Origin of the sequence: Kitasatospora sp. NPDC058048 (genome assembly GCF_042885555.1) — a bacterium.
Taxonomy (GTDB): Bacteria; Actinomycetota; Actinomycetes; order Streptomycetales; family Streptomycetaceae; genus Kitasatospora; species Kitasatospora lactacystinica.
Window position 1 is genome coordinate 35,984 of the sequence record NZ_JBHVRT010000035.1, and the last position, 20,422, is coordinate 56,405.

At 71.0% G+C, this 20,422-nt stretch carries 19 protein-coding genes, 1 rRNA gene and 2 pseudogenes; 6 read left to right on the forward strand and 16 right to left on the reverse strand.

Features of this window, described 5'->3' with window-relative positions:
- Positions 1-180: 180 nt before the first annotated feature.
- Positions 181-1,680, reverse strand: coding sequence for a sensor histidine kinase (locus ACFVVA_RS30510; RefSeq protein ID WP_387693992.1), 1,500 nt, complete (start codon positions 1,678-1,680; stop codon positions 181-183).
- 12 nt (positions 1,681-1,692) lie between these two features.
- Positions 1,693-2,481: a response regulator transcription factor gene (locus ACFVVA_RS30515; protein ID WP_359914346.1), complete on the reverse strand. Its 789-nt coding sequence runs from the start codon at positions 2,479-2,481 to the stop codon at positions 1,693-1,695.
- A gap of 410 nt (positions 2,482-2,891) precedes the next feature.
- Here ACFVVA_RS30515 and rrf point away from each other — a divergent pair.
- Positions 2,892-3,008 (forward strand): 5S ribosomal RNA (gene rrf, locus ACFVVA_RS30520).
- 281 nt (positions 3,009-3,289) lie between these two features.
- On the forward strand, positions 3,290-4,003 hold the full coding sequence (locus ACFVVA_RS30525; protein WP_030246527.1) for an IclR family transcriptional regulator: 714 nt from the start codon (positions 3,290-3,292) through the stop codon (positions 4,001-4,003).
- Positions 4,004-4,114: 111 nt separating this feature from the next.
- On the opposite strand, the gene aspS is transcribed toward ACFVVA_RS30525, so the two are convergent.
- On the reverse strand, positions 4,115-5,422 hold the full coding sequence (gene aspS, locus ACFVVA_RS30530) for an aspartate--tRNA(Asn) ligase (protein WP_387693993.1): 1,308 nt from the start codon (positions 5,420-5,422) through the stop codon (positions 4,115-4,117).
- Positions 5,423-5,684: 262 nt separating this feature from the next.
- Entirely contained in the window at positions 5,685-6,038 is a 354-nt protein-coding gene (locus ACFVVA_RS30535; protein WP_387693994.1) for a UBP-type zinc finger domain-containing protein, read from the reverse strand.
- Positions 6,039-6,275: 237 nt separating this feature from the next.
- On the opposite strand from ACFVVA_RS30535, the gene ACFVVA_RS30540 reads away from it, so the two are divergent.
- Positions 6,276-6,881 (forward strand): YceI family protein, encoded by a 606-nt coding sequence (locus tag ACFVVA_RS30540; RefSeq protein WP_387693995.1) that lies wholly within the window; start codon positions 6,276-6,278, stop codon positions 6,879-6,881.
- Positions 6,882-7,121: 240 nt separating this feature from the next.
- Entirely contained in the window at positions 7,122-9,359 is a 2,238-nt protein-coding gene (locus tag ACFVVA_RS30545; RefSeq protein ID WP_387693996.1) for a transglycosylase domain-containing protein, read from the forward strand.
- A 69-nt stretch (positions 9,360-9,428) separates the two neighbouring features.
- On the opposite strand, the pseudogene ACFVVA_RS30550 reads toward ACFVVA_RS30545, so the two are convergent.
- From ACFVVA_RS30550 to ACFVVA_RS30560, 3 genes and pseudogenes are all read right to left on the reverse strand, one after another.
- A pseudogene (locus ACFVVA_RS30550) lies at positions 9,429-10,076 on the reverse strand (alkyl/aryl-sulfatase); the annotation flags it as partial.
- Between the two features lie 516 nt (positions 10,077-10,592).
- Positions 10,593-10,994 (reverse strand): hypothetical protein, encoded by a 402-nt coding sequence (locus ACFVVA_RS30555; protein ID WP_387693997.1) that lies wholly within the window; start codon positions 10,992-10,994, stop codon positions 10,593-10,595.
- A 218-nt stretch (positions 10,995-11,212) separates the two neighbouring features.
- Complete coding sequence (locus ACFVVA_RS30560) at positions 11,213-11,416, reverse strand: EF-hand domain-containing protein (protein WP_387693998.1); 204 nt, start codon at positions 11,414-11,416, stop codon at positions 11,213-11,215.
- 246 nt (positions 11,417-11,662) lie between these two features.
- Here ACFVVA_RS30560 and ACFVVA_RS30565 point away from each other — a divergent pair.
- Both ACFVVA_RS30565 and ACFVVA_RS30570 read left to right on the forward strand, forming a co-directional pair.
- Positions 11,663-11,917, forward strand: a pseudogene (locus tag ACFVVA_RS30565) (VOC family protein); the annotation flags it as partial.
- 134 nt (positions 11,918-12,051) lie between these two features.
- A complete protein-coding gene (locus tag ACFVVA_RS30570) occupies positions 12,052-12,438 on the forward strand; it encodes a hypothetical protein (protein WP_387693999.1) in 387 nt (128 codons plus the stop codon).
- Positions 12,439-12,501: 63 nt separating this feature from the next.
- Here ACFVVA_RS30570 and ACFVVA_RS30575 read toward each other — a convergent pair whose 3' ends face one another.
- The 9 genes from ACFVVA_RS30575 to hisC form a co-directional block, all read right to left on the reverse strand.
- The gene (locus ACFVVA_RS30575; protein ID WP_387694044.1) at positions 12,502-13,089 is read right to left on the reverse strand and encodes a GNAT family N-acetyltransferase; all 588 of its coding nucleotides are present in this window, start codon (positions 13,087-13,089) and stop codon (positions 12,502-12,504) included.
- An 88-nt stretch (positions 13,090-13,177) separates the two neighbouring features.
- A complete protein-coding gene (locus ACFVVA_RS30580; protein WP_387694000.1) occupies positions 13,178-13,381 on the reverse strand; it encodes a DUF397 domain-containing protein in 204 nt (67 codons plus the stop codon).
- A gap of 102 nt (positions 13,382-13,483) precedes the next feature.
- The gene (locus ACFVVA_RS30585) at positions 13,484-13,690 is read right to left on the reverse strand and encodes a DUF397 domain-containing protein (protein ID WP_387694001.1); all 207 of its coding nucleotides are present in this window, start codon (positions 13,688-13,690) and stop codon (positions 13,484-13,486) included.
- Positions 13,683-14,444 (reverse strand): Scr1 family TA system antitoxin-like transcriptional regulator, encoded by a 762-nt coding sequence (locus tag ACFVVA_RS30590; protein WP_387694045.1) that lies wholly within the window; start codon positions 14,442-14,444, stop codon positions 13,683-13,685. Before ACFVVA_RS30590 ends, ACFVVA_RS30585 begins: the two co-directional genes overlap by 8 nt.
- A gap of 179 nt (positions 14,445-14,623) precedes the next feature.
- Positions 14,624-15,310 (reverse strand): hypothetical protein, encoded by a 687-nt coding sequence (locus ACFVVA_RS30595; protein ID WP_387694002.1) that lies wholly within the window; start codon positions 15,308-15,310, stop codon positions 14,624-14,626.
- A 12-nt stretch (positions 15,311-15,322) separates the two neighbouring features.
- On the reverse strand, positions 15,323-16,534 hold the full coding sequence (locus ACFVVA_RS30600) for an ABC transporter permease (protein ID WP_387694003.1): 1,212 nt from the start codon (positions 16,532-16,534) through the stop codon (positions 15,323-15,325).
- On the reverse strand, positions 16,531-17,355 hold the full coding sequence (locus ACFVVA_RS30605) for an ABC transporter ATP-binding protein (RefSeq protein ID WP_387694004.1): 825 nt from the start codon (positions 17,353-17,355) through the stop codon (positions 16,531-16,533). Before ACFVVA_RS30605 ends, ACFVVA_RS30600 begins: the two co-directional genes overlap by 4 nt.
- 8 nt (positions 17,356-17,363) lie before the next feature.
- The gene (locus ACFVVA_RS30610; RefSeq protein ID WP_387694005.1) at positions 17,364-18,746 is read right to left on the reverse strand and encodes an efflux RND transporter periplasmic adaptor subunit; all 1,383 of its coding nucleotides are present in this window, start codon (positions 18,744-18,746) and stop codon (positions 17,364-17,366) included.
- 309 nt (positions 18,747-19,055) lie between these two features.
- Positions 19,056-20,135 carry a histidinol-phosphate transaminase gene (hisC, locus tag ACFVVA_RS30615; protein WP_359905131.1) on the reverse strand — a complete coding sequence of 360 codons (1,080 nt, stop codon included), beginning with the start codon at positions 20,133-20,135 and terminating at the stop codon, positions 19,056-19,058.
- Positions 20,136-20,422: the final 287 nt, after the last annotated feature.

Sequence of the window (20,422 nt, forward strand, 5' to 3'; positions counted from 1 at the left end):
GGCCGGGCAGCACCGATCATAGGCATACGCATTCTTGACGCTCCATGCCGGATTCCGGCAACGACCGGGCGCCATGTCTTCCTGGTTCGCCAGGGAATTGACGAGTCGACAAAGTCGGGAGCGGACCGCTGCGCAAAGGCCGGAATTCCCGACATTCGGGCGAACCCGCAGGAAATCCGGTCAGTGCTGGCAGGGCAGTTCGACGCGGAAGGTGGCGCCCTCGCCCGGGGCGGTGTGCAGGGTGAGGGTGCCGCCGTGGGCGCGGGTGAGGGCGGTCGCGATGGCGAGGCCGAGGCCGGCGCCGCCGCCGTTGTCCCGGCTGCGGGAGGGGTCGACCCGGAAGAAGCGGTCGAAGACCCGCTGGGCCTGCTCCTCGGTGAGGCCCGGGCCGGAGTCGGCGACCTCCAACAGGCAGACGCCACCGGGGTCGGTGCCCACCCCGATCCGGACCGGGGTACCGGGCGGGGTGTGCTTGACCGCGTTGCCGACCAGGTTGGTGACCACCTGCCGCAGCCGGGCCTCGTCGCCGATGACGGGCGCGGCGCCGGGCGCGCCGGTGCCGGCCGGGCCGGTGAGCGCGACCGGGCGGCTCGGGTCGAGGGCGGTGAGGTCGTGCAGCGCGTCGGCGGCGAGGGTGCGCAGGTCCATCGGGGCGAGGTCGAGCGGGCGCTCCTCGTCCAGCCGGGCGAGCACCAGCAGGTCCTCGACCAGGGCGCCCATCCGGTCGGCCTCGCTCTCGATCCGGGTCATGGTCCGCTTGACGTCGGCCTCGGCGGGCAGCGCGCCCATCCGGTACAGCTCGGCGAAGCCGCGGATCCCGGCCAGCGGGGTGCGCAGCTCGTGCGAGGCGTCGGCGACGAAGCGCCGCATCCGGGCCTCGGACTCGGCGCGGGCCGCGAAGGCCGCCTCGATCTGGGTGAGCATCCCGTTGAGCGCGACCGACAGCCGGCCGACCTCGGTGCCCGGAGAGAGCTCCGGCATCCGGTGCGACAGCTCGCCGGCCGCGATCCGCTCGGCGCCCTCCTCGATCCGGCGCAGCGGCCGCAGCCCGGCCCGTACGGCGAAGAGGCCGAGCGCGGCGATCACCACCAGGACGCCGCCGCCGATGGCCAGGAAGGAGGTGCGCAGCTTGCCGAGGGTGGCGTCGATGTCCTCGCGGGAGACCGCCACCATGACGTGGGTCGGGGTGACCGCCGGCGAGGCGTACGCGCTGGGGTTGGCGGCCTGCCCGCGGGGGGTCTGGAGCGGCAGCACCAGGACCCGCCAGCGGTGCTGGCCGCGCTGGTCGGGCAGGTCGAAGGGGACGTCGGGGGCGGTCCGGGTCGGGTCCAGTCCCTCCAGCTGGGGCGCCGGGTCGCTGTCCGAGACGGGCTGGCGCATCAGCGCCTGGACCTTGCCGTCCGAGGAGAGGTACTGCACCAGGTACTGGCTGGGCAGGCTGACCCGCCGGCCGGCGACGGCGGGCCGGCCGGCGGTCTGCGCGGTCAGCTGGCCCGGGGGCTTGCGGGAGAGCGGCGGCCCGTAGCGCTGGAGCTGTTCGTCCAGCTGCTGCACCAGCTGGCTCCGGACGGTGCCGAGCACGAAGGTGTCGCTGACCGCGAGCCCGGTGGTGACCAGGGCGAGCACGAGCACCAGCAGCCGGGCGCGCAGCGACATCCGGGCGGAGAAGCGGGCGAGCACGAGCGGACCCGGTCAGCCCTGCGGGGGGCGGCGCAGGGCGTAGCCGATGCCGCGCACGGTGTGGATCAGCTTGGGGCCGTGCGCCGGGCCGGAGTCGAGCTTGCGGCGCAGGTAGGAGATGTACGACTCGACGATGGAGAGGTCCCCGCCGAAGTCGTAGGCCCAGACGTGGTCGAGGATCTGCGACTTGGAGACCACCCGGCCGACGTTGGCCATCAGGTAGTGCAGCAGCTTGAACTCGGTCGGGGAGAGCGAGACCGGGGTGCCGCCCCGGGTGACCTCGTGGGCGACCGGGTCGAGGCTGAGGTCGGCGACGATCAGCCGGCCGTCCTCGGCGGGCCCGCCGGCCCGGCGCAGGATGGCGCGGATCCGGGCGATCAGCTCCTCCAGGCTGAACGGCTTGGTGACGTAGTCGTCCGCCCCGGCGGCCAGGCCCTGCACCTTGTCGCCGACGCCGTCCTTGGCGGTGAGGAAGAGCACCGGCAGGTGGTCGCCGGGGTGCCCGTGGGCCGGGCCGGCTATCTGTCCGCGGCTGGTGCGCTCGCGCAGCTTCTCGACGACGGTGAAGCCGTCGAGGTCAGGGAGCATCACGTCGAGCACGACCAGGTCGGGGCGCTCGGCGGCGACCAGTTCGAGCGCCTCGGTCCCGCTGGCGGCGGAGGCGACGCGGAAGCCGGAGAAGCGCAGCGAGGCGGAGAGCAGCTCGCGGATGTTGGGTTCGTCGTCCACGACGAGCAGGAACGCTTCGCCCTGGCCCCCGGCCACCGTGGAGCCGCCTGGTGTGGTGACAGTGCCTTGCACGGGGCTTTCGCCTCCCGGTCGGACGATGACGTTCAGCATGAGGCTAGCCCCCGGAGGCTATGCGGCATGGATGAATGTTGGATTAACACCTTATCGGTCGGTTTTTGGACGATCGGCGCACAGGGGCAGGCTCGATGGTGTGCGCACGGGCGTGGACACGACGGACGCGCGCCGGACGGGGCCCCCGTCCGCCCGGCGCGACGCGCCTCACACCCGCGCACCGCTCCGGGCCGGCCGCCCCTGCGCCCACGGCCGGGCTCGGGGGTCCGCCGACCCGACGGACCGGCCCGGCGGCCGCCGGCCGGCGGCCGCCGGGCCGCTGAGGCCGCGGAATCCCCTCGTTTTCCCTCCTGCTATGATTTGCAGCGAGGCGAAGGCAATGCTTTCGAGCAATTGCCCGGCCCGATCATTTCGGTGGTCATAGCGAGAGGGAAACGCCCGGCTCCATTCCGAACCCGGAAGCTAAGCCTTTCAGCGCCGATGGTACTGCAGGGGGGACCCTGTGGGAGAGTAGGACGCCGCCGAATTCTTTTTACGGCCCCTGCCGTGTCCGACAGTGACACGGCAGGGGCTTTTTTTATTTCCCCCGTCATTCCCCCCACCGCTTCTCCCGTCATTCCCCCCGCCGCTCCCTCCGCCGCTCCCCCCGCCGTTTCGCCGCCTGCGGTTCCGGTGCCGCGGCACGCCCTCTGGCACATCCAGCATGTGAGACCCGAAGTCCCGGAAGAGCCGCTTTGCGGGTATCTGAGAGGATGGCGAACATCGAAACGGACTTGCGTCTCGCTACCTGAGACTGCAATATCATGCTATGGACAACACTAGCGGCGTCGGCGTTCTCGACAAGGCCGCTCTGGTGCTCAGCGCACTGGAGTCGGGCCCCGCCACGCTGGCGGGGCTGGTCGCCGCCACCGGTCTGGCGCGCCCCACCGCCCACAGACTCGCCGTCGCACTCGAACACCACCGCCTGGTCACCCGCGACATGCAGGGCCGCTTCATCCTCGGCCCCCGCCTGTCCGAACTCTCCGCCGCCGCCGGCGAGGACCGACTGCTCGCCACCGCGGGCCCCGTCCTCACCCACCTGCGCGACGTCACCGGGGAAAGCGCGCAGCTCTACCGCCGCCAAGGCGAAATGCGCATCTGCGTCGCCGCCGCCGAACGACTCTCCGGCCTGCGCGACACCGTCCCCGTCGGCAGCACCCTGCCGATGAAGGCCGGCTCCGCCGCCCAGGTCCTCCTGGCCTGGGAAGAGCCCGAGCGCCTCCACCGGGGCCTCCAGGGCGCCCGCTTCACCGCCACCGCGCTCAGCGGCGTCCGCCGCCGCGGCTGGGCCCAGTCCATCGGGGAGCGGGAGCCGGGCGTCGCGTCCGTCTCCGCCCCCGTCCGCGGGCCGTCCAACCGCGTGGTGGCCGCCGTCTCCGTCTCCGGCCCCATCGAGCGCCTGACCCGCCACCCGGGCCGGCTGCACGCCCAGGCCATCATCGAAGCCGCCAACCGGCTCACCGAGGCCCTGCGCCGCAGCTGACGGAATCCGGCCGACAGACACGACGGCCGACGGACACGAAAGAACGGGCCGCGCCCGAGGAGGTCTCTTCCTCGGGCGCGGCCCGTTCCGTCGTTCCGTGCGGTTCGAGTCCTACGGTTCGAGCCGGTGCGGGCCCCGGAAGAGGAACGTCGCCTCACGGATCGACGGCAGGCCCAGCGCCAGCATGAGCAGCCGGCCGAGCCCCAGACCGAGGCCGCCGTGCGGCGGCGTGCCGTAGCGGAAGCAGTCGAGGTATCCGGAGAGCGGCCCGGTGTCCATGCCCTTCTCCCGGGCCTGGGCGACGAGGCGGTCGTACCGGTGCTCGCGCTGGGCACCGGTGGTGATCTCCACGCCCTTCCACAGCAGGTCGAAGGACTCGGTGACGGTCGGGTCGTCCTCGGGCCGCAGGTGGTAGAACGGCCGTACGGCGGCCGGGAACCGCGTGACGAAGACGAACTCGTGCCCGGTCTCCTCGGCGATCAGGGCGCACAGCGCGCGCTCGCCCTCGGGGTCGAGGTCGTCCTTGACGCCCTCCCGGTCCCAGCCGGTGGCGCGGAGCCGGGCCAGCGCCTCGGCCATCGTGATCCGGGGGAACGGCAGCCCGGGGACCGTGACCGCGGTGCCGAAGTGCTCGGCGATCGCCGCACCGTGGCGTTCGGCCACGGCTGCCAGGACGCGGTGCAGCATCCGCTCCTCGAAGGCCATCACGTCCTCGACCCCGTCGATCCAGGCGATCTCGACGTCGACCCCGGTGAACTCGGTGGCGTGCCGGGAGGTGAAGGACGGCTCGGCCCGGAACACCGGCCCGATCTCGAAGACCCGGTCGATGCCGCCGGCGATGGCCATCTGCTTGTAGAACTGCGGGGACTGGGCGAGGTAGGCGGTGCGGCCGAAGTAGCCGACCTCGAACACCTCGGCGCCCGACTCGGAGGCCGTCCCCATCAGCTTCGGCGTGTGCAGCTCGGTGAAGCCCTCCTCGGCCGCCACCTCGCGCATCGCCCGCTCGACGGTCGTCTGGACGTCGAAGACCAGGTGCTGGGAGGGGCGCCGGATGTCGAGGAAGCGCCAGTCCAGGCGCTGGTCGATACCGGTCTTCTCGTCGATCGGCAGCTTCGGCTCGGCCGGTGAGACCACCTCCACCCGGGACGGGACGATCTCCAGCCCGCCGAGCTTGACCTGCGGGTTGGCGACGACCCTTCCGGTGATCTTCACGGCGGACTCGACCGTCACGCCCTCGAAGGCGGCCTCGACGGCGTCGCCCTCCCCACCGCGGAGGTGGGTGACCTGCACGAGACCGGTGTGGTCCCGGACCAGCACGAACTGGATGCGCCGCTGGAGTCGGAGCGTGTTCACCCACCCGTAGACGGTGACCGCCTCTCCGAGGTGCGCGTGGAGCTCTACGACAAGGGTGCGCGTCATGACAGGGGACCCCCTGGGGTGCGGGCGCGTTGGTCGCGCCACGTCGACGGGCGGTAAACGGCCGCCCTGGGCGCGTTCACCGTAGAGGATCAAGCCCGCGGGAGTCGCCCGGTTTTCCGCCGTGTCCGGGCGGGCGGACAGCGCCCGGCGGCCCCTCGCGAGGCGCAAGGGGCCGCCGGAACGATTCGGTTGTGACCGGCTCGGCTGTGCCCGGCTCGGCTGTGACCGGCTCGGTTGTGACCTGCCGAATGCCGCGGGGCCGTCAGTGCAGCCGCGACTGCCAGTCGGCGGGGACCTTGCCGGCCGGGCCCGGGGTGGGCTGGTCGGCCGGGTGGGCGGTGGGCGGCGCCAGCGGCGGGCCCTCGTAGTACGCGCCGGTCTCCAGGTTCCAGAACCAGTCCTCGCCGGGCTCGAAGCTGACCAGGAACGGGTGGCCTGCCCCGCGGGCGTGCTTCGTCGCGTGCTGGGCGGGGGAGGAGTCGCAGCAGCCGATGTGGCCGCAGGCCGCGCAGCGCCGCAGGTGGAACCACCACCCGCCGCCGGCCAGGCACTCCGCGCAGCCCTCGCCGCTGGGCATCGCGGTGGGGTCGATCCCCGGGATCGGCTCGCCGGTCATACCTGCCTCCTCGGCTGGGCGGTCCGTCCCCACCAGCCTGGCCCGGTCGCGGGGGTGCTGCCAGTCCGGCGGGCGGCCGCGGCGGTGCCGCCGGTCCGGCGGAGGTGGCGGTGCTGCCGGTCCGGGGGAGGCGGCGGTGCGGGTCGGCCGCCGTCCGGACGACCGCGGGCCGGCTTCGTCCTACGCTGGCTGGAGGGGATCCCGGGGACCCGCCGGCCACCACCTCACGGAGTCGCCATGGCCACCACGAAATGGTTCTTCGAGCCCAGCCACACCGGTGCGGAGTTCCGCGCGAGACACATGATGGTCACCTACGTGCGCGGCCAGCTGAAGAACGTGCACGGCTTCCTGGAGGTCGACCCGGACGCTCCGGAGCAGGCCAGGGTCGAGGCGACCATCGACGCGACCCAGGTGTACACGGGTTCGCCCGAGCGGGACGCGCATCTGCGCAGCGCCGACTTCTTCGACGTCGAGCACCACCCGACCTGGAGCTTCGTCGGATCACAGGTCCACCAGGTGAGCGCGAGCGGCTTCGAGGTCACGGGCCGGCTCACCATCCGCGGCGTGACCCGCCCGGTCACCTTCGACGTGGCCTACCTCGGGCAGTGGGACACCCCGTGGTGGGAGGACGGGCGCGACCTGGGCCCCCGGCGGCGCGCCGGATTCACCGCCAGCACCCGGATCAACCGCCAGGACTTCGGCGTGAGCTGGAACGACGTGGTGGACCGGGGCGGCACGGTGGTCGGCAACCTGGTCGACGTCGAGGTCGACGTCGAAGCGGTCCTGGAGAGCGCCCCCGGGACCGGGGACGCCGCCCCCGGGACCGGAGGTGCCGCCGCCTGACCGGACGCCCGCAACCTTTCGGCCCGCCCACCGCATCACAGTGAGTGCAGGACCACGGGAGGGGGCGGGCGCCGCACACGGATCGGTCCGCATTGCGTACGGACCACTCAATTCCCCCGCATTCATTCAGTGCGTACACGACCCGCCCCGCCGGAGCCGGTCCCCCGCCTGTTGCACAGCCGTGACAACCACGCCCGAAAAACCGTTCGGCCGGTGACTTTCACCGGTTAGCATTCCGGAATGGATTCGAACCACCCCCCGATATGGAGTTCCGCCGAGGACGCGGCCCCCAAGCCGCCCCGCAAGGCGCCGCTCCGGCTGGCCCGCTTCGGTGCGACCTTCCTGGGGGTGAGCGTGGTGTCCGGCGTCCTGCTGGCCGGCCTCGCCCTGCCCGTCGCCGGCGGCATCGGGCTGGCGGCCAAGAACACGGCGGAGGGGTTCGAGGACGTCCCCACCGACTTCAAGACCCCGCCGCTCACCCAGGCCACCCAGATCTTCGACGCCAAGGGCGGGCTGATCGCCAAGGTCTACGAGCGCGACCGCACCGTCATCACCGCCGAGCAGATGTCGCCGTTCATGCGGCAGGCCCAGGTCGACATCGAGGACGCCCGCTTCTACGAGCACGGCGCCGTCGACCTCAAGGGCGTACTGCGCGCCATCAGCAAGAACGCGGAGAGCGGCACCGCCTCCCAGGGCGCCTCCACCCTGACCCAGCAGTACGTAAAGAACGTCAACGTGGAACAGGCCGGCGACGACCGGGACGCCGTCCTGGAGGCGCAGCGCAAGACCCTGGGCCGCAAGATCCAGGAGCTCAAGGTCGCCATCAAGCTGGAGGAGGAGGTGCCGAAGGACCAGATCCTCACCAACTACCTCAACATCACGTACTACGGGAACGGCGCCTACGGCGTGGAAGCCGCCTCCCAGCGCTACTTCAGCAAGAGCAACAAGGACCTGACCGTCGCCGAGGCGGCCACGCTCGCCGGGCTGGTGCAGAACCCGTCCCAGTACGACCCGAAGCTGCACCCGCAGGCCGCGCAGAACCGCCGCGACACCGTCATCGACAAGATGCTGGAGAACAAGCACCTCACCGCCGAGCAGGCGAAGGAGGCGAAGGCCGCCCCGCTGGGCCTCAACTTCAAGGCCCCGCAGAACGGTTGCATCACCGCCCAGGCCGGCATGGGCTTCTTCTGCGACTACGTGCGCCACGTGGTCAAGCAGGACCCGGTCTTCGGCAAGAGCGCCGACGAGCGCAAGAAGTTCTGGAACCAGGGCGGCCTGAACATCTACACCACGCTGGACCCGGACAAGCAGGCCGCCGCCCAGAACGCGGTGAGCAGCAACGTGCGGGTCACCGACACCGTGTCCGCCGCCGCCTCCATGGTCGAGCCCGGTACCGGCAAGATCCTGGCGATGGCCCAGACCCGCCCGTACGGCCTGGACACCAACCAGAACCAGACCGTCGTCAACCTCAACGTCGACGCGGCGATGGGCGGCGGCAACGGCTTCCAGCCCGGCTCCACCTTCAAGCCGGTCGTCGCGGCCGCGGCACTGGAGGCCGGCCTGCCGGCGACGCAGGAGTACTCGTCCCCCAACAAGCTCGAGTACCCGACGATGAAGACCTGCGAAGGGACCTGGAAGAACGACGCCCGGCCCAAGACGGTCGTCCCCAACGAGTCCGCGAGCGAGAAGGGCCCGTACCAGCTGAAGATGGCGATGGCCCTCTCGGTCAACACCTACTTCATCCAGATGGAGCAGGAGATCGGCCTCTGCGCGGTCAAGCAGATGGCCAACAAGCTCGGCATCACCACCAAGGCCAGCGGCAAGCCCCTGGAGGAGGTCCCCGCGATGGCCCTGGGCGTCGAGGAGATGAGCCCGCTGACCATGGCCAACGTCTACGCGACCTTCGCCGCCCAGGGCACCCACTGCGCCCCGGTCGCCATCAACCGGATCACCACCGTCGACGGCAAGGACGTCCCCGTCCCGGCCGGCCAGTGCGAGAAGGTGTTCTCCGACTCGACGGCGCGGGCGCTGAACACCGTCCTGAACGGCGTGACCGAGAACAACGGCACCGGCGCGGCGCTCAGCCTGGAGGACAACCGGCAGATCGCCGGGAAGACCGGCACCTCGGACCGCAAGCGGGCCGCCTGGTTCAACGGCTACACCCCGCAGCTCGCCACCGCCGTCTGGATCGGCGGCCCCCAGGGCGGCGTGGAGATGCGCAACATCACCATCAACGGGAAGTACCGCACCGAGGTCTTCGGCGCCGACGGCCCCGGCCCGATCTGGCGGGACGCCATGAACCAGGCCCTGCGCGGCACCCCCAAGCAGTCCCTGCCGATGGCCGACATCCCCGACCCGGCACCCAAGACCAACCCGAACAGCACCGGGACCGGGGCCCCCACCGGCCCGGCACCCGGCGCGGGCCCGGCGACCGCACCCCAGCCGGACCCGCAGCAGCCCGACCCGCAGCAGCCCTGACCGCGCGTCCCGCGCAGCACCTCGCCCCGCCGAGCATCAGCTCGGCGGGGCGAGGTACCAGTGGTCGTTCAGGCCCGGCGGAAGGGTCTTCAGCTCCTCGGCGATCTCGATGCCGGTCTGGCCGGCGTTGATCAGCCGCAGCCTCTGGTCGTTGAGGTAGCCGTACCTGTCGCGCTGCTCGTCGAGGAATTCGAGGATGCGCGCGTTGCTCAGCTTCTCGCCCGGCTCCTCGTGGGTCTGGATCGCCTCGGTGAGGTACTTCGACCACGCGTGCGCGTCCCGGACCCGCACGCCGCGCAGGCTGAGGATGTTGTGCATGGTGTGGGTGGCGTTCTCGGCGATGCACAGCGCCCTGGCGCCCGGCAGGTAGATGTTCATCTCCGCCGGGGCCTCGGTGCCCGGGGTGAGCTGGAACAGCAGCTGCACGCCGGCCGGCTCGTACTGGTACAGCCCCGGCCGCCAGGGGATGACGTGGGCCTGCTCGTTCCACTGCGCCTTCGGAACCGGCTGGTGCTCGGGCCCGCCGATGTGGACGGTCGGCGGGACGAGGGTCACCTCGCCGGTGGAGATGGTCAGACCCAGGCCGGCACCGACCTGCCCCGTCGGCCCCTTGTCCAGCTGCGCCGCGTACATCCACTGGGCGCGCCGCGCCATCGCCGGGCCGGCACAGATGTTCTCGCTGACGGCGTGCTCAAGAAAGCCCTCCGGCGCGACGACGGAACTCGTACGTGGTGAATTCCCGGACGACCTTCTCTCCGCTCTTGCGGGACACGATGACCGGGACGTCCGGCTGGGCGATCATGAACCGGCCGGCGTTGGCGAAGTCCCGGCCGTCCTTCCCATCGGCGGCCCGGGACTCCTCCGCGGACTTCCGGTTCGCCGCGGCGACGGCGGCCGTGGCTCGACGGGCTCGGTGTACTCGAGCATTTCGGGCATGGCGAAGCCACCTCCACATCGCTGTGTGCGAGCGTCGCAGTGCGACCTGGTCACGCTATGCACGCACCTGGTCACTCACAAGCGCGCCGATCGAGCCACTATCCGGACCAGAACGGCCGGAACCCGGTGCAATGCCGCATCCGCGCGCACAGGAAGTCCATGCCGCCGACTTCCCGTGCGGTGAGCGTCCATGCCCACCGCGGCGATGATCTGCTGGACGTCGACGACCGTGGGGAGAAGCTTCGGCGCGGGAAGTCGGAACGGCCGACTTCCTGCGCCGAGTTGGTGGGCGGGGCGTCAGCCCGCCTTGGGGAAGGCGGCCCGCAGGGCGGGGGTGCGGGTGAGGACGGCGACGGCGACCAGGGCGAGGGCGGAGAGGCCCTGGAGGACCGCGTACCAGACCGGGCAGAGGCCGGGGATCGCGTCGACCGCGATGATGGCGATCGGCATGACGGTGGACAGGGTGCGGACCCGGTCGAAGGCCTTGAAGGAGCCGCCGGCGGCGCGGGTGGCCAGCCGGTGGAGGATCGGGGCGATGGCGAGGAAGATCACCCCGCGGATCCACATGAACGGGGTCGTCGGGTGGCCGGTGGCCGCCATCACGGCCACTGTGCCGAGGACGACGGCGCCGGCTGCGCCGAAGAGCCCGATGCACTTCTTCACCGTGGTGAAGGTGTCCTGGTCGGTCGTGGTCGCCATGGTTCTTTCCCCTCCGTGTCGTTGTGGGAACGACGCTACGGAGCGGACGGGCGGCCGGGTATGGGTCCAGCCCCACAACGGGGTGGGGCTGGACCCACCCCCCGGAGGGAACACCGGCGGCCCCTTGCGGGAAACAAGGAGCCGCCGACGCGACTGCCGCGCGCGAGAAGTCGGCATGGCCGACTTCCTGCGCATGGAGCGACCGTCCAATAAAGCGACTACCTGACGATCGCGGCGAATTCTTCGAAGCTGATCCGGCCGTCGCCGTTGTCGTCCGCGAACTTGAAGAGCGCCTTGGCGTTGGCGTCGCTCACCTTGGGGTTCTCCTGGAGGTGGGCCTTGAGCTCCACGGCGCTGATGTAGCCGTCGCCGTCGGTGTCAATCTCGTCGAACTGGGACTTCTTGTTGTCCGCGCTGCTCATGGGATTCCTTTGAGAGGAGATTCTTCCGCGATTCCGAAGCATAGAGCACAAATCCACGAGTTCCGCCGAAGTGAATTACGGATATTTAATTGCCATAACTTGATAATTGCTTCCGTGTTCGGATCGCTCCAACCTCACGAGGCTCGGCCGCGCGGCGAAAGCCAGCACCAGGGCTGCTGGAGACCGGGGATCAGGAGCCCCAGAGCCCCCACAACCTGCGGATCCACGGCGGAAATTGAGCGGCGGGAGCCCGCGGGCGCGGGCCCACGCATGTACTTCCAGCGCGTCCCCGAGGGCGAGGCCGTGAAGAACCGGGTGCACCTCGACGTGCGGGTGGGCACCGGACTCCTCGGCGAGGAGCGCGTGGCGGTGCTGGAGGCCGAATTCACCCGGCTGGTCGCGCTCGGCGCGACACGGGTGCAACTGCTGGTCGCCGACGACAAGAACGAGTCCTGCCTCGCGATGCAGGACGTCGAGGGCAACGAGTTCTGCCTCGACTGAGCGTTCTTGCCGGGATCCGGCAAGCAACTCGGCCGGGATCTTGCGGGATTCGGTCGGCGCAGGGCCCTGGGAGGCGTGGCTACTCTGCTCGGGAGTGGACGTGAACGAACGTCCGTGACCTGGGGGGTGGGGGAATGACTCCACTGGGCTTGAGCGTGGCCACCTGGTGGTGGATCGTCGCGCTGACGACGGTGCTGTTCTGGGCGCTGGCGGTACCGCCGCAGCCGACGCGGACGTACCGGATCATGGTGTCCCTGGCGCCGCTGGCCGGAGCGCTCTTCCTGATCGGCCGCTACCACACGAACGGGATGAACCCGGCCGGTGCGCTGTCCATGTACTCGCTGGCGATGCTGTCGATGGCCCTCGGGACGGCCGGGCACCTCGGGAAGCTCGCGCGCCGGCAGCTCGCGGCCGACAAGGCCGGCGACACGGACGAAGTGCCGCTCACCTGGGGCTTCATGGTGCAGCTCTTCCTGTGCCTGACCGCGGGCATGGTGGTGTACTTCGTGATCCAGCCGTAGGCACCGCCCGCATCGACCGGTGGCCCCTCGCGAGGCGCGAGGGGCCACCGGCACGAACTACCGCTACGCGCGCGGAAAGTCGGACCGGCCGACTTCCCGCGCTTCCCAGGTCTCCTTGAGGAGCTCGTACTCGACTTCGCCGTGCTCGGACCCCGGGATCGACTCCGGCCAGTCCCCGAAATAGCTGCGGAGGAACGACAGGCCCGACTTCTCCATCACCCGCCGGGAGCCCGTGTTCACCGCCATGGTGTTCGCGGTGACCCGCTCCACCCCGAGGTCGGCGAACCCCTTGTCGATCAGGGCCAGCGAACCCTCCGTGGCACAACCCCTGCCCCAGGCCGACCGGTTCAGCCGGTAGCCGAGTTCGACCACGGCCGGATCGTGGTCGTCGAGCGGGCGGAGCTCGAACCAGCCCAGAAACGTCCCGGTGGTCTTCTCCTGGGCCGCCCAGAAGCCCCGGGTGCCCGAACACGGGTGGACGTGGAGGAGGCGGGGCAGGGTCCGCGTACGGATCGCCTCGCGGTCCGCCGGCTTGCCACCGTTGATGAAGCGCATGACCTCGGGATCGTTGTCCAGCGCGAAGAGGTCGTCGACGTCGGCCTCGGTGAACGGCCGCAGGAGGAGACGCTCGGTCTGCAGGAAGGGATGCATCCAGCGATCTTCATCGGGTGCCGCCGAACCGGCCATCGATTTTCCGACGGCCCCTTGCGGAGGAGCAAGGGGCCGCCGGAACGGTTCGCTAAGCGCGGGAGGTGGCCAGGCGGTCGAACTCGCCCGCCTTCGCGCCCTGGAGGAGGGCCGCGAAGTTGGGGGCGGTGGTGCGGACGATGACGTCACCCTCGTCGGACTCGCGGAGTTCGATCACACCAGCGACAATCCGCACCTCTACGCATTCGGAGTTCGCGCCAGAGTAACTGGACTTCCGCCAGGTGGAGTTACGCATGATGACACGATCTGTCTACGGATGGCTGAAGGGAAGCAGGAGCAAGCACCACTCCATCTTCCGGCGGCCCCCTACGGAAGAGCAAGGGGCCGCCCGCACGGTTCACTGGACAGTGTCGGTGATTAGGCGGTCGAACTCGCCCGCCTTCGCGCCCTGAAGGAAGGCCGCGAAGTTGGGGGCGGTGGTGCGGACGATGACGTCACCCTCGTCGGACTCGCGGAGTTCGATCACTCCATCGATGGCCCGCATCTCGACGCAGTTGTTGTTCGCCTCACTGAAGCTGGACTTCTGCCACTCTGAGCTATGCATACCTGTCGTTCATTTCCTTCATGATCGAGCGGATGTAGTCTCGCGACTCGCTCTCCTCCAGAGCAACGGCTTCGATGCGCCCGAAGATTGCGCGATAGCCCGCCAGCTGGGCGGGAGAATCGAAGATATGAGAGCCGTGGGACGAGTCGGCCTGGACGGTGTCCAGCTCTGGCACCGGCCCCTCCGCGTAGGCCAGATTCTCGCTGGGCCCGGGGAAGTCTGCTGTGTCGAACGGCACGACTCGTAGCGAGACCCCCGGAAGCTCGGCATCCTCGATGAGTGACTCAAGTTGTTCCCTGAGAACCGCGTGGCCGCCGTATTGGATACGTAGTGCTGCCTCGTGAATGAGCGCCAAGTACGGCGTATCGCCGGATCGAACAATCCGCTGCCTACGCAGGCGGAAGTTCACCCTTCGAGCGACCTCGTGATCAGCAAGGGGTGTGTAGCCCTTCGCGAACACGGCGGTGGCGTAGGCAGCTGTCTGCAGCAATCCAGGGATGAAGCCAATGGTGAAGCTCCTGAGCCGTCTCGCATGGCCTTCGATCTCTGCCAGATCGATCGGAGCCGCAACGAGCACCCCTCGATACTCCTCCCACCAGGCCGCCTCGCGCTCACTGGCCATGCCGGCGAGCGTGGAGACCGAGGGCTCGTTGAGGCACATGCAGGCTTCCGCGATCTCGCTCAGGCGCTCCGGACTGACCGCGGACTTCCCGTTCTCCATCTGGGTCACGAGGGCGGGCGTCACCCCGAGCAGGCTGGCGAGGTGGCTGCCGCCGAAGCCAGCCTGCTCTCCTCAACCTCCTCCACCTGCTCCGGGACCTGGACCGGGAATCGGTGTGGAACCGGTGAGGCGCCTCGAACCGCGCTGAGCACATGCGAAGGCCCCCGCCCACCGAAGGGGCGAGGGCCTCGCGGTCGTCCGTCGGTTCCGGGTCAGCCGCCGGACGGGTTCCTGGGAGCGCCGCCACCGGCCCCGGCACCGCCGCCGAAGCCACCACCGCCACCGCCGAAGCCTCCGAAGCCGCCCGCGCCGGCGGCGCCTTCGACGAGCTGGCTGGCCGTGTAGCCACCACTGGCGTCGGGGGTGCCGACGACGGTCACGCTCTGGCCGGGCTGCAGGTCTCCGACCTTGCCCTCCTTGTTGAGCTGGACCTTCGTCGCGTCGCCGGTGGTGACCTTGATGGTGTTGCCGTTGGTGTCGGTCAGGTACACCGTGTTGCCGTCGACGGCCTTGACCGTGCCCCGGGCGAAGCCGGCCTGCCCGCCCTGGCCCTGGCCGCCCTGGCCCGCACCCTGCCCCTGCCCCTGCCCGCCACGGCGGGAGCCGTTCTGCCCCTGCCCGTAGCCGCCGCCCGGAGCCGCCGCGGCGGCGGCCGGCCGGGCGGAGGACTTCCCGCCGCCCGGGGTCCCGTTGTTCTGCTGGTACCAGACCCCGCCCGCGAAGGCCCCGGTGGCGATCACGCCGCCCGCCAGCACCAGGCTGAGCCAGGGCAGCTTCCGGCGGGGCGGCGCGGCCAGTTCGGCGCTCACGTCGCGGGCGTCCGGCGGGGTGGCGAGCAGGGCGACCTGCTCGGCCGGAGTGCCGGTGTCCGGGCTGACCGTGGCGATCTCTTTGCTCATGACAGTGGAGTCCTACTCGTGCCGGAGGGCGTCGATCGGCCGCAGCGAGGCGGCCCGGTTGGCGGGGTAGCTGCCGAAGAACAGCCCGATGGCGACGGCGATGGCGAACGCGCCGAGCACGGATTCGGGGATCACCACCGGCTTGATGCCGACGATGCTGAAGTGCGAGCCGGCGATCCCGGCCGCCACGCCCAGCCCCGCGCCGATCACCGACAGCAGCGTCGACTCGGTGAGGAACTGCCCGAGGATGACCGCGCGCGGCGCGCCGAGCGCCTTGCGGATGCCGATCTCGCGCGTCCGCTCGGTGACCGTCACCAGCATGATGTTGGTGATGCCGATCCCGCCGACCAGCAGCGAGATCGCCGCCACCGCGCCGAGCAGCACGGTGAAGGTCTTGGTGGTGCTCTCCCGCGCCGTGAGCAGCGAGGCCTGGCTGGTGATCCGGAAGTCCGCCTTGGCGGGGTCGGCGATGGCGTGCGTGCCGAGCAGCACCCGGGTGATCTCGGACTGGGCCGCCGTGGTGCTGTCGGCGTTCGAGGCCTGCACCAGGATCTGGTTGACCGAGCCGAAGCCGGTGAAGGCGTTCTGCACCGTCGGGAGCGGGGCGACGACCACGTCGTCCGGGTCGGTGAAGCCGCTGCCGCCCTTGGCCTGGAGCACGCCGACCACGGTGAACGGCGTGCCGCCGAGGACGACGGACTTGCCGACCGGGTTCTCGGTGTCGAACAGCTGCTTGGCGGTCGTCGCGCCGAGCACCGCGACCTTGCGCGAGTTGAGCACGTCGTCGTCGGTGAAGTACTCGCCGTGGGCGACCTTCTGGTTGGCGGTCTCGAAGTACGACGGGTAGGTGCCGACGATCGAGCCGGGGCTGTACGAGATGTTCCCGTACAGCGCCGTCCCGCTGGTGGTGACCACCGGGGCGACCGACTTGATGGCGCCCGAGTCGCCGTCGCTCGCCAGCGCCTTGGCGTCGGCGACCGTGAGCTTCTTGACCGCGGAGGTGGCCCGGGAGCCGCCGTTCGCCGAACCGGAGCTGACCGTCAGCGAGTTGGTGCCGAGCGAGGTGATCGAGTCCTTGACCGCCACGGACGAGCCGTTGCCGACCGCCAGCAGCAGGATCACCGAGGCCACGCCGATCAGCACCCCGAGCATGGTGAGCGCCGAGCGCACCTTGTTGGCGGCCAGGCCGCCGACCGCGAAGCGGAGCGTCTGCCAGAGGATCACGCCGACACCTCCGCGACCGCGGTCTGCGCGAACGCCGCGTCCAGGAAGGGCGGCGGCCCCTCCACGGGCGCCTGCCTCAGGTCGCTCACGATCTGCCCGTCGACCAGCCGCAGCACCCGCTTGGCGTGCCGGGCGACCTCGTCCTCGTGGGTGATCAGCACGACCGTGCGGCCGGTGGCGTTGAGCCCGTCGATCAGGGCGAGCACCTCCTCCGTCGAGCGGCTGTCGAGGTTGCCGGTCGGCTCGTCGGCGAGCAGCATCGCGGGCGCCGTCACCAGCGCCCGCGCCACCGCGACGCGCTGCTGCTGGCCGCCGGAGAGCTCGTTGGGCTTGTGCCCGGCCCGTTCGGCGAGCCCGACCAGCGACAGCGCGGCCATCGCCCTGCGGCGCCGTTCGGCGGTGCGGACGCCCGCGTAGGCGAGCGGCAGCTCGACCTGGGCGAGGGCGGTGGTGCGGGGCACCAGGTTGAAGGACTGGAAGACGAAGCCGATCTTGCGGTTGCGCACCAGTGCGAGCTGCTGCTCGTCCAGGTGTCCGACGTCGGTGCCGTCCAGCAGGTAGCGGCCGGCGGTCGGGACGTCCAGGCAGCCGAGGATGTTCATCAGGGTGGACTTGCCGGAGCCGGAGCTGCCCATCACGGCGACGAAGTCGCCCTGCTCGATGTCCAGGTCGACGCCCTGCGGCTCGCCGGTCTCCGGGTCGGAGGGGCCGCGCAGCGCGTGCACGGTGGCGTCGCCGTGCCCGTACGCCTTGGTGAGCCGGCGGATCCGGATCACCGGGACGGGATGCGCGGGGACGCGCTTGTCGATGACGTGACGCATGACCGGTCTCAGCCCTTGCCGCCGCGACCGGCCCCGCCACCGGCGCCACCGCCGCCGGAGCCGCCGCCCGGGAAGACCCCGCCGCCCGCGGCCCCGCCCCGGTTGCCGCCGAGGCCCGGGAAGGAGGCGTTCGGGAAGCCGTTTCCGCCGCTGGTGGTGGGGAGTTCGACCTTGTCGCCCTCCTTCAGCCCGGAGACCACCTGCACCGTGCTGTCGCCCTCGACCCCGACGCCGACGGTGACCCGCTCGGAGGCGCCGTCCGGCTGCACCAGGGTCGCGGTGCGCGACGTTCCGGTGCCGGACAGGGCGGAGGTGGGCAGCGAGAGCGCGTTGTCGGCCTCGCCGGTGATCACCTGGACGGTGGCGCTGAGGCCGGTGCGCAGCGTGCTGGTGTCGCCGGTGATCTGGAGCGTGGCCGCGTACTGGACGGCGGCGGAGCCGGCCGCGCCACCGGAGCCGCTGCTGGTGGGCAGCGAACTGACCGACAGGACCGTCGCGTTGAGCTTGGTGTCGGACTGGGCGTTCAGGGTGACGGTGGCCGCCTCGCCCTTCTTCAGCTTGAGCGAGTCGAGCTCGGAGAAGTTCGCGGTGACCTGCATCCCGGTCGGGTTGGTGAGCACGATGAAGCCGCTCGGAGCGGACGTCGAACTCGCGCCGCTGCCCGTGGACTTGGTGGAGGAGGACGAGGAGGAGCCGGAGCCGGTGGCCCCGACGGTGTCGCCGACCTTGCCGGAGACCGAGGCGACCGTGCCGTCCACCGAGGCGGTCAGGGTGGTGCCGGTCAGCGCCGCCTGGGCGTTGGCGAGGCCGGTCTGCGCGGTGGCGACCTGCTGCTGGGCCTGGGCCACGGCCGCGTCGTCGACCTTGGTGGTGGTGATGGTGGTGGTCTGCGGGGCGGGCGTACTGCTCCCGCCCGCCCCGCGGCCACCGCTGCCGGCCCCGGCGCCCGGAGAGGCGGCGGAGGTGGCGCCCGGCAGTTGTTCGGTGGTCGTGGTGGTGACCCCGGCCTGGGCCTTGGTGAGGTTGGCCTGGGCCGTGGTGAGCGCGGACCGGGCCGCGTCCACCTGCTGCTGGGCCGCCGCGGTGTCGACGGTGGCGAGCACCTGACCCTTCTTCACGGCGTCCCCGACCGCGACCTCGACCGCGGTGAGCCTGCCACCGGTGGTGAAGTCCTGGGCCGCGTCGGTGGGTGAGACCAGGGTGCCGGATCCGGACACGGTGGCCAGGACGGTGCCCTTGGACACCGTCGCGGTACGGGCCACGGGCTTCGCGGAAGCCGGGCCGGAACTGCCGCTGACCGTGGCGTACACCAGGGCGGCACCGCCCAGCAGGGCCACGCCGAGCGCGGAATTGACGAGGACGGCGCCTCGCCGCCGTGGGAGCACCTTCATGCCGGACAGCTTCCCGGGGCCCTCTTGCGTCGTCCTGGACGCCGGCTGGGAGAAACCTGACCGGCCGGATCCGGGCATTGCGGACAGAGCGCCCCTCCCGTGCGGGCGCCTTGGCCGCCCCGTGGGAGGCCGTTGGCGCAACTCCCAGCGGGCTCCCAGCGACCTCCAGGCATCCGGCAGGACGTTCTGAGGGCGTTCTCACGGAGTCGGGCCGGGCCTGCGGCGGCCGCCCGGGACACCCCAGGGGCGCGGAAACGCCGCAGGGGCGCGCCGGAAGACCGGCACGCCCCTGCGATCACCAGCAGGACGTCAGAGCGACTTGCGGAAGGCCTCCGCCACCGACAGGAAGATCGAGTTGCCCTCGGCCTCGCCGATCGACACCCGCACGCCCTCCGGGAACGGCCGCACGATCACGCCGGCCTCGGCGCACGCGGCGGCGAACTCCGGCGAACGCTCGCCGAGCCAGAGCCAGACGAAGTTGGCCTGCGAGTCCGGGATCTCCCAGCCCTGGGCGCGCAGTCCGGCCACCACCCGGGTGCGCTCCTCGACCAGCGCCTCGACCCGCTCCAGCAGCGCCTCCTCGGCGCGCAGCGAGGCGATGGCGGCGTCCTGGGCGATCCGGCTCACGCCGAAGGGGGTGGCGACCTTGCGCAGCGCGGCCGCCACCGGCTCGTGCGCGATGGCGAATCCGACCCGCAGGCCCGCCAGGCCGTACGCCTTGGAGAAGGTGCGCAGCACGCACACGTTCGGGCGGTCCCGGTAGAGGTCGATGCCGTTGGGCACCTCGGGGTCGCGGATGAACTCGATGTAGGCCTCGTCCACCACGACCAGGACGTCGCCGGGGACGGCGTCCAGGAAGCGCTCCAGCTCGGCGCGATGGATCACGTTGCCGGTGGGGTTGTTGGGGTTGCAGACGAAGATCAGCCGGGTGTTCGGGGTGACCGCGGCGAGCATCGCGTCCAGGTCGTGGTCGCCGTTCGCCTTGAGCGGCACCGGGACGGGCGTCGCCCCGGAGACCGTGGCGACGATCGGGTACGCCTCGAAGGAGCGCCAGGCGAAGACCACCTCGTCGCCCGGGCCGGCCGTGGCGAGCACCAGCGACTGGGCGATGCCGACCGAGCCGGTGCCGGTGGCGATGTGCTCGGCGGGCACCCCGAAGCGCTCGGCCAGCACCGAGGTCAGCTCGGTGACCCCCATGTCGGGGTAGCGGTTGAGCGAACCGGCCGCCTTGACCGCGGTCTCCAGGACACCGGGCAGCGGCTCGTAGGGGTTCTCGTTCGAGGACAGCTTGTAGGCGTCGGCGCCGGCCGGCTTGCCGGGCTTGTACGTGGGGATGCCGTCGAGGGTCGGCCGCAGCCGCGGGCCCTGCGCTGACGTACCACTGCTCACGGTCGTACTCCGTTTCCAGTTGCGGAACTCTCCGGTGCGCTCGCCCGCCACGGACGGGGTCGCCTCCGTGCCCGGACCTCGTGACGCGCCCGGACTCCCCGGTCGGGTGCCTTGCACGATACCGACCGCCCTCACCCGTAGGAGTGAGATGCCCGGTCGGGTTACAGGCGCAGATCAGCCATTCTGCCCGGTTCCTTTGGCACATGTCAGAGGTAAGAGGCCTGGTTTCAGGCGGGTATCGAAGGGGCGCACCCCGGCTCACTCTTGGAGAAACGTATCTCCGGGGG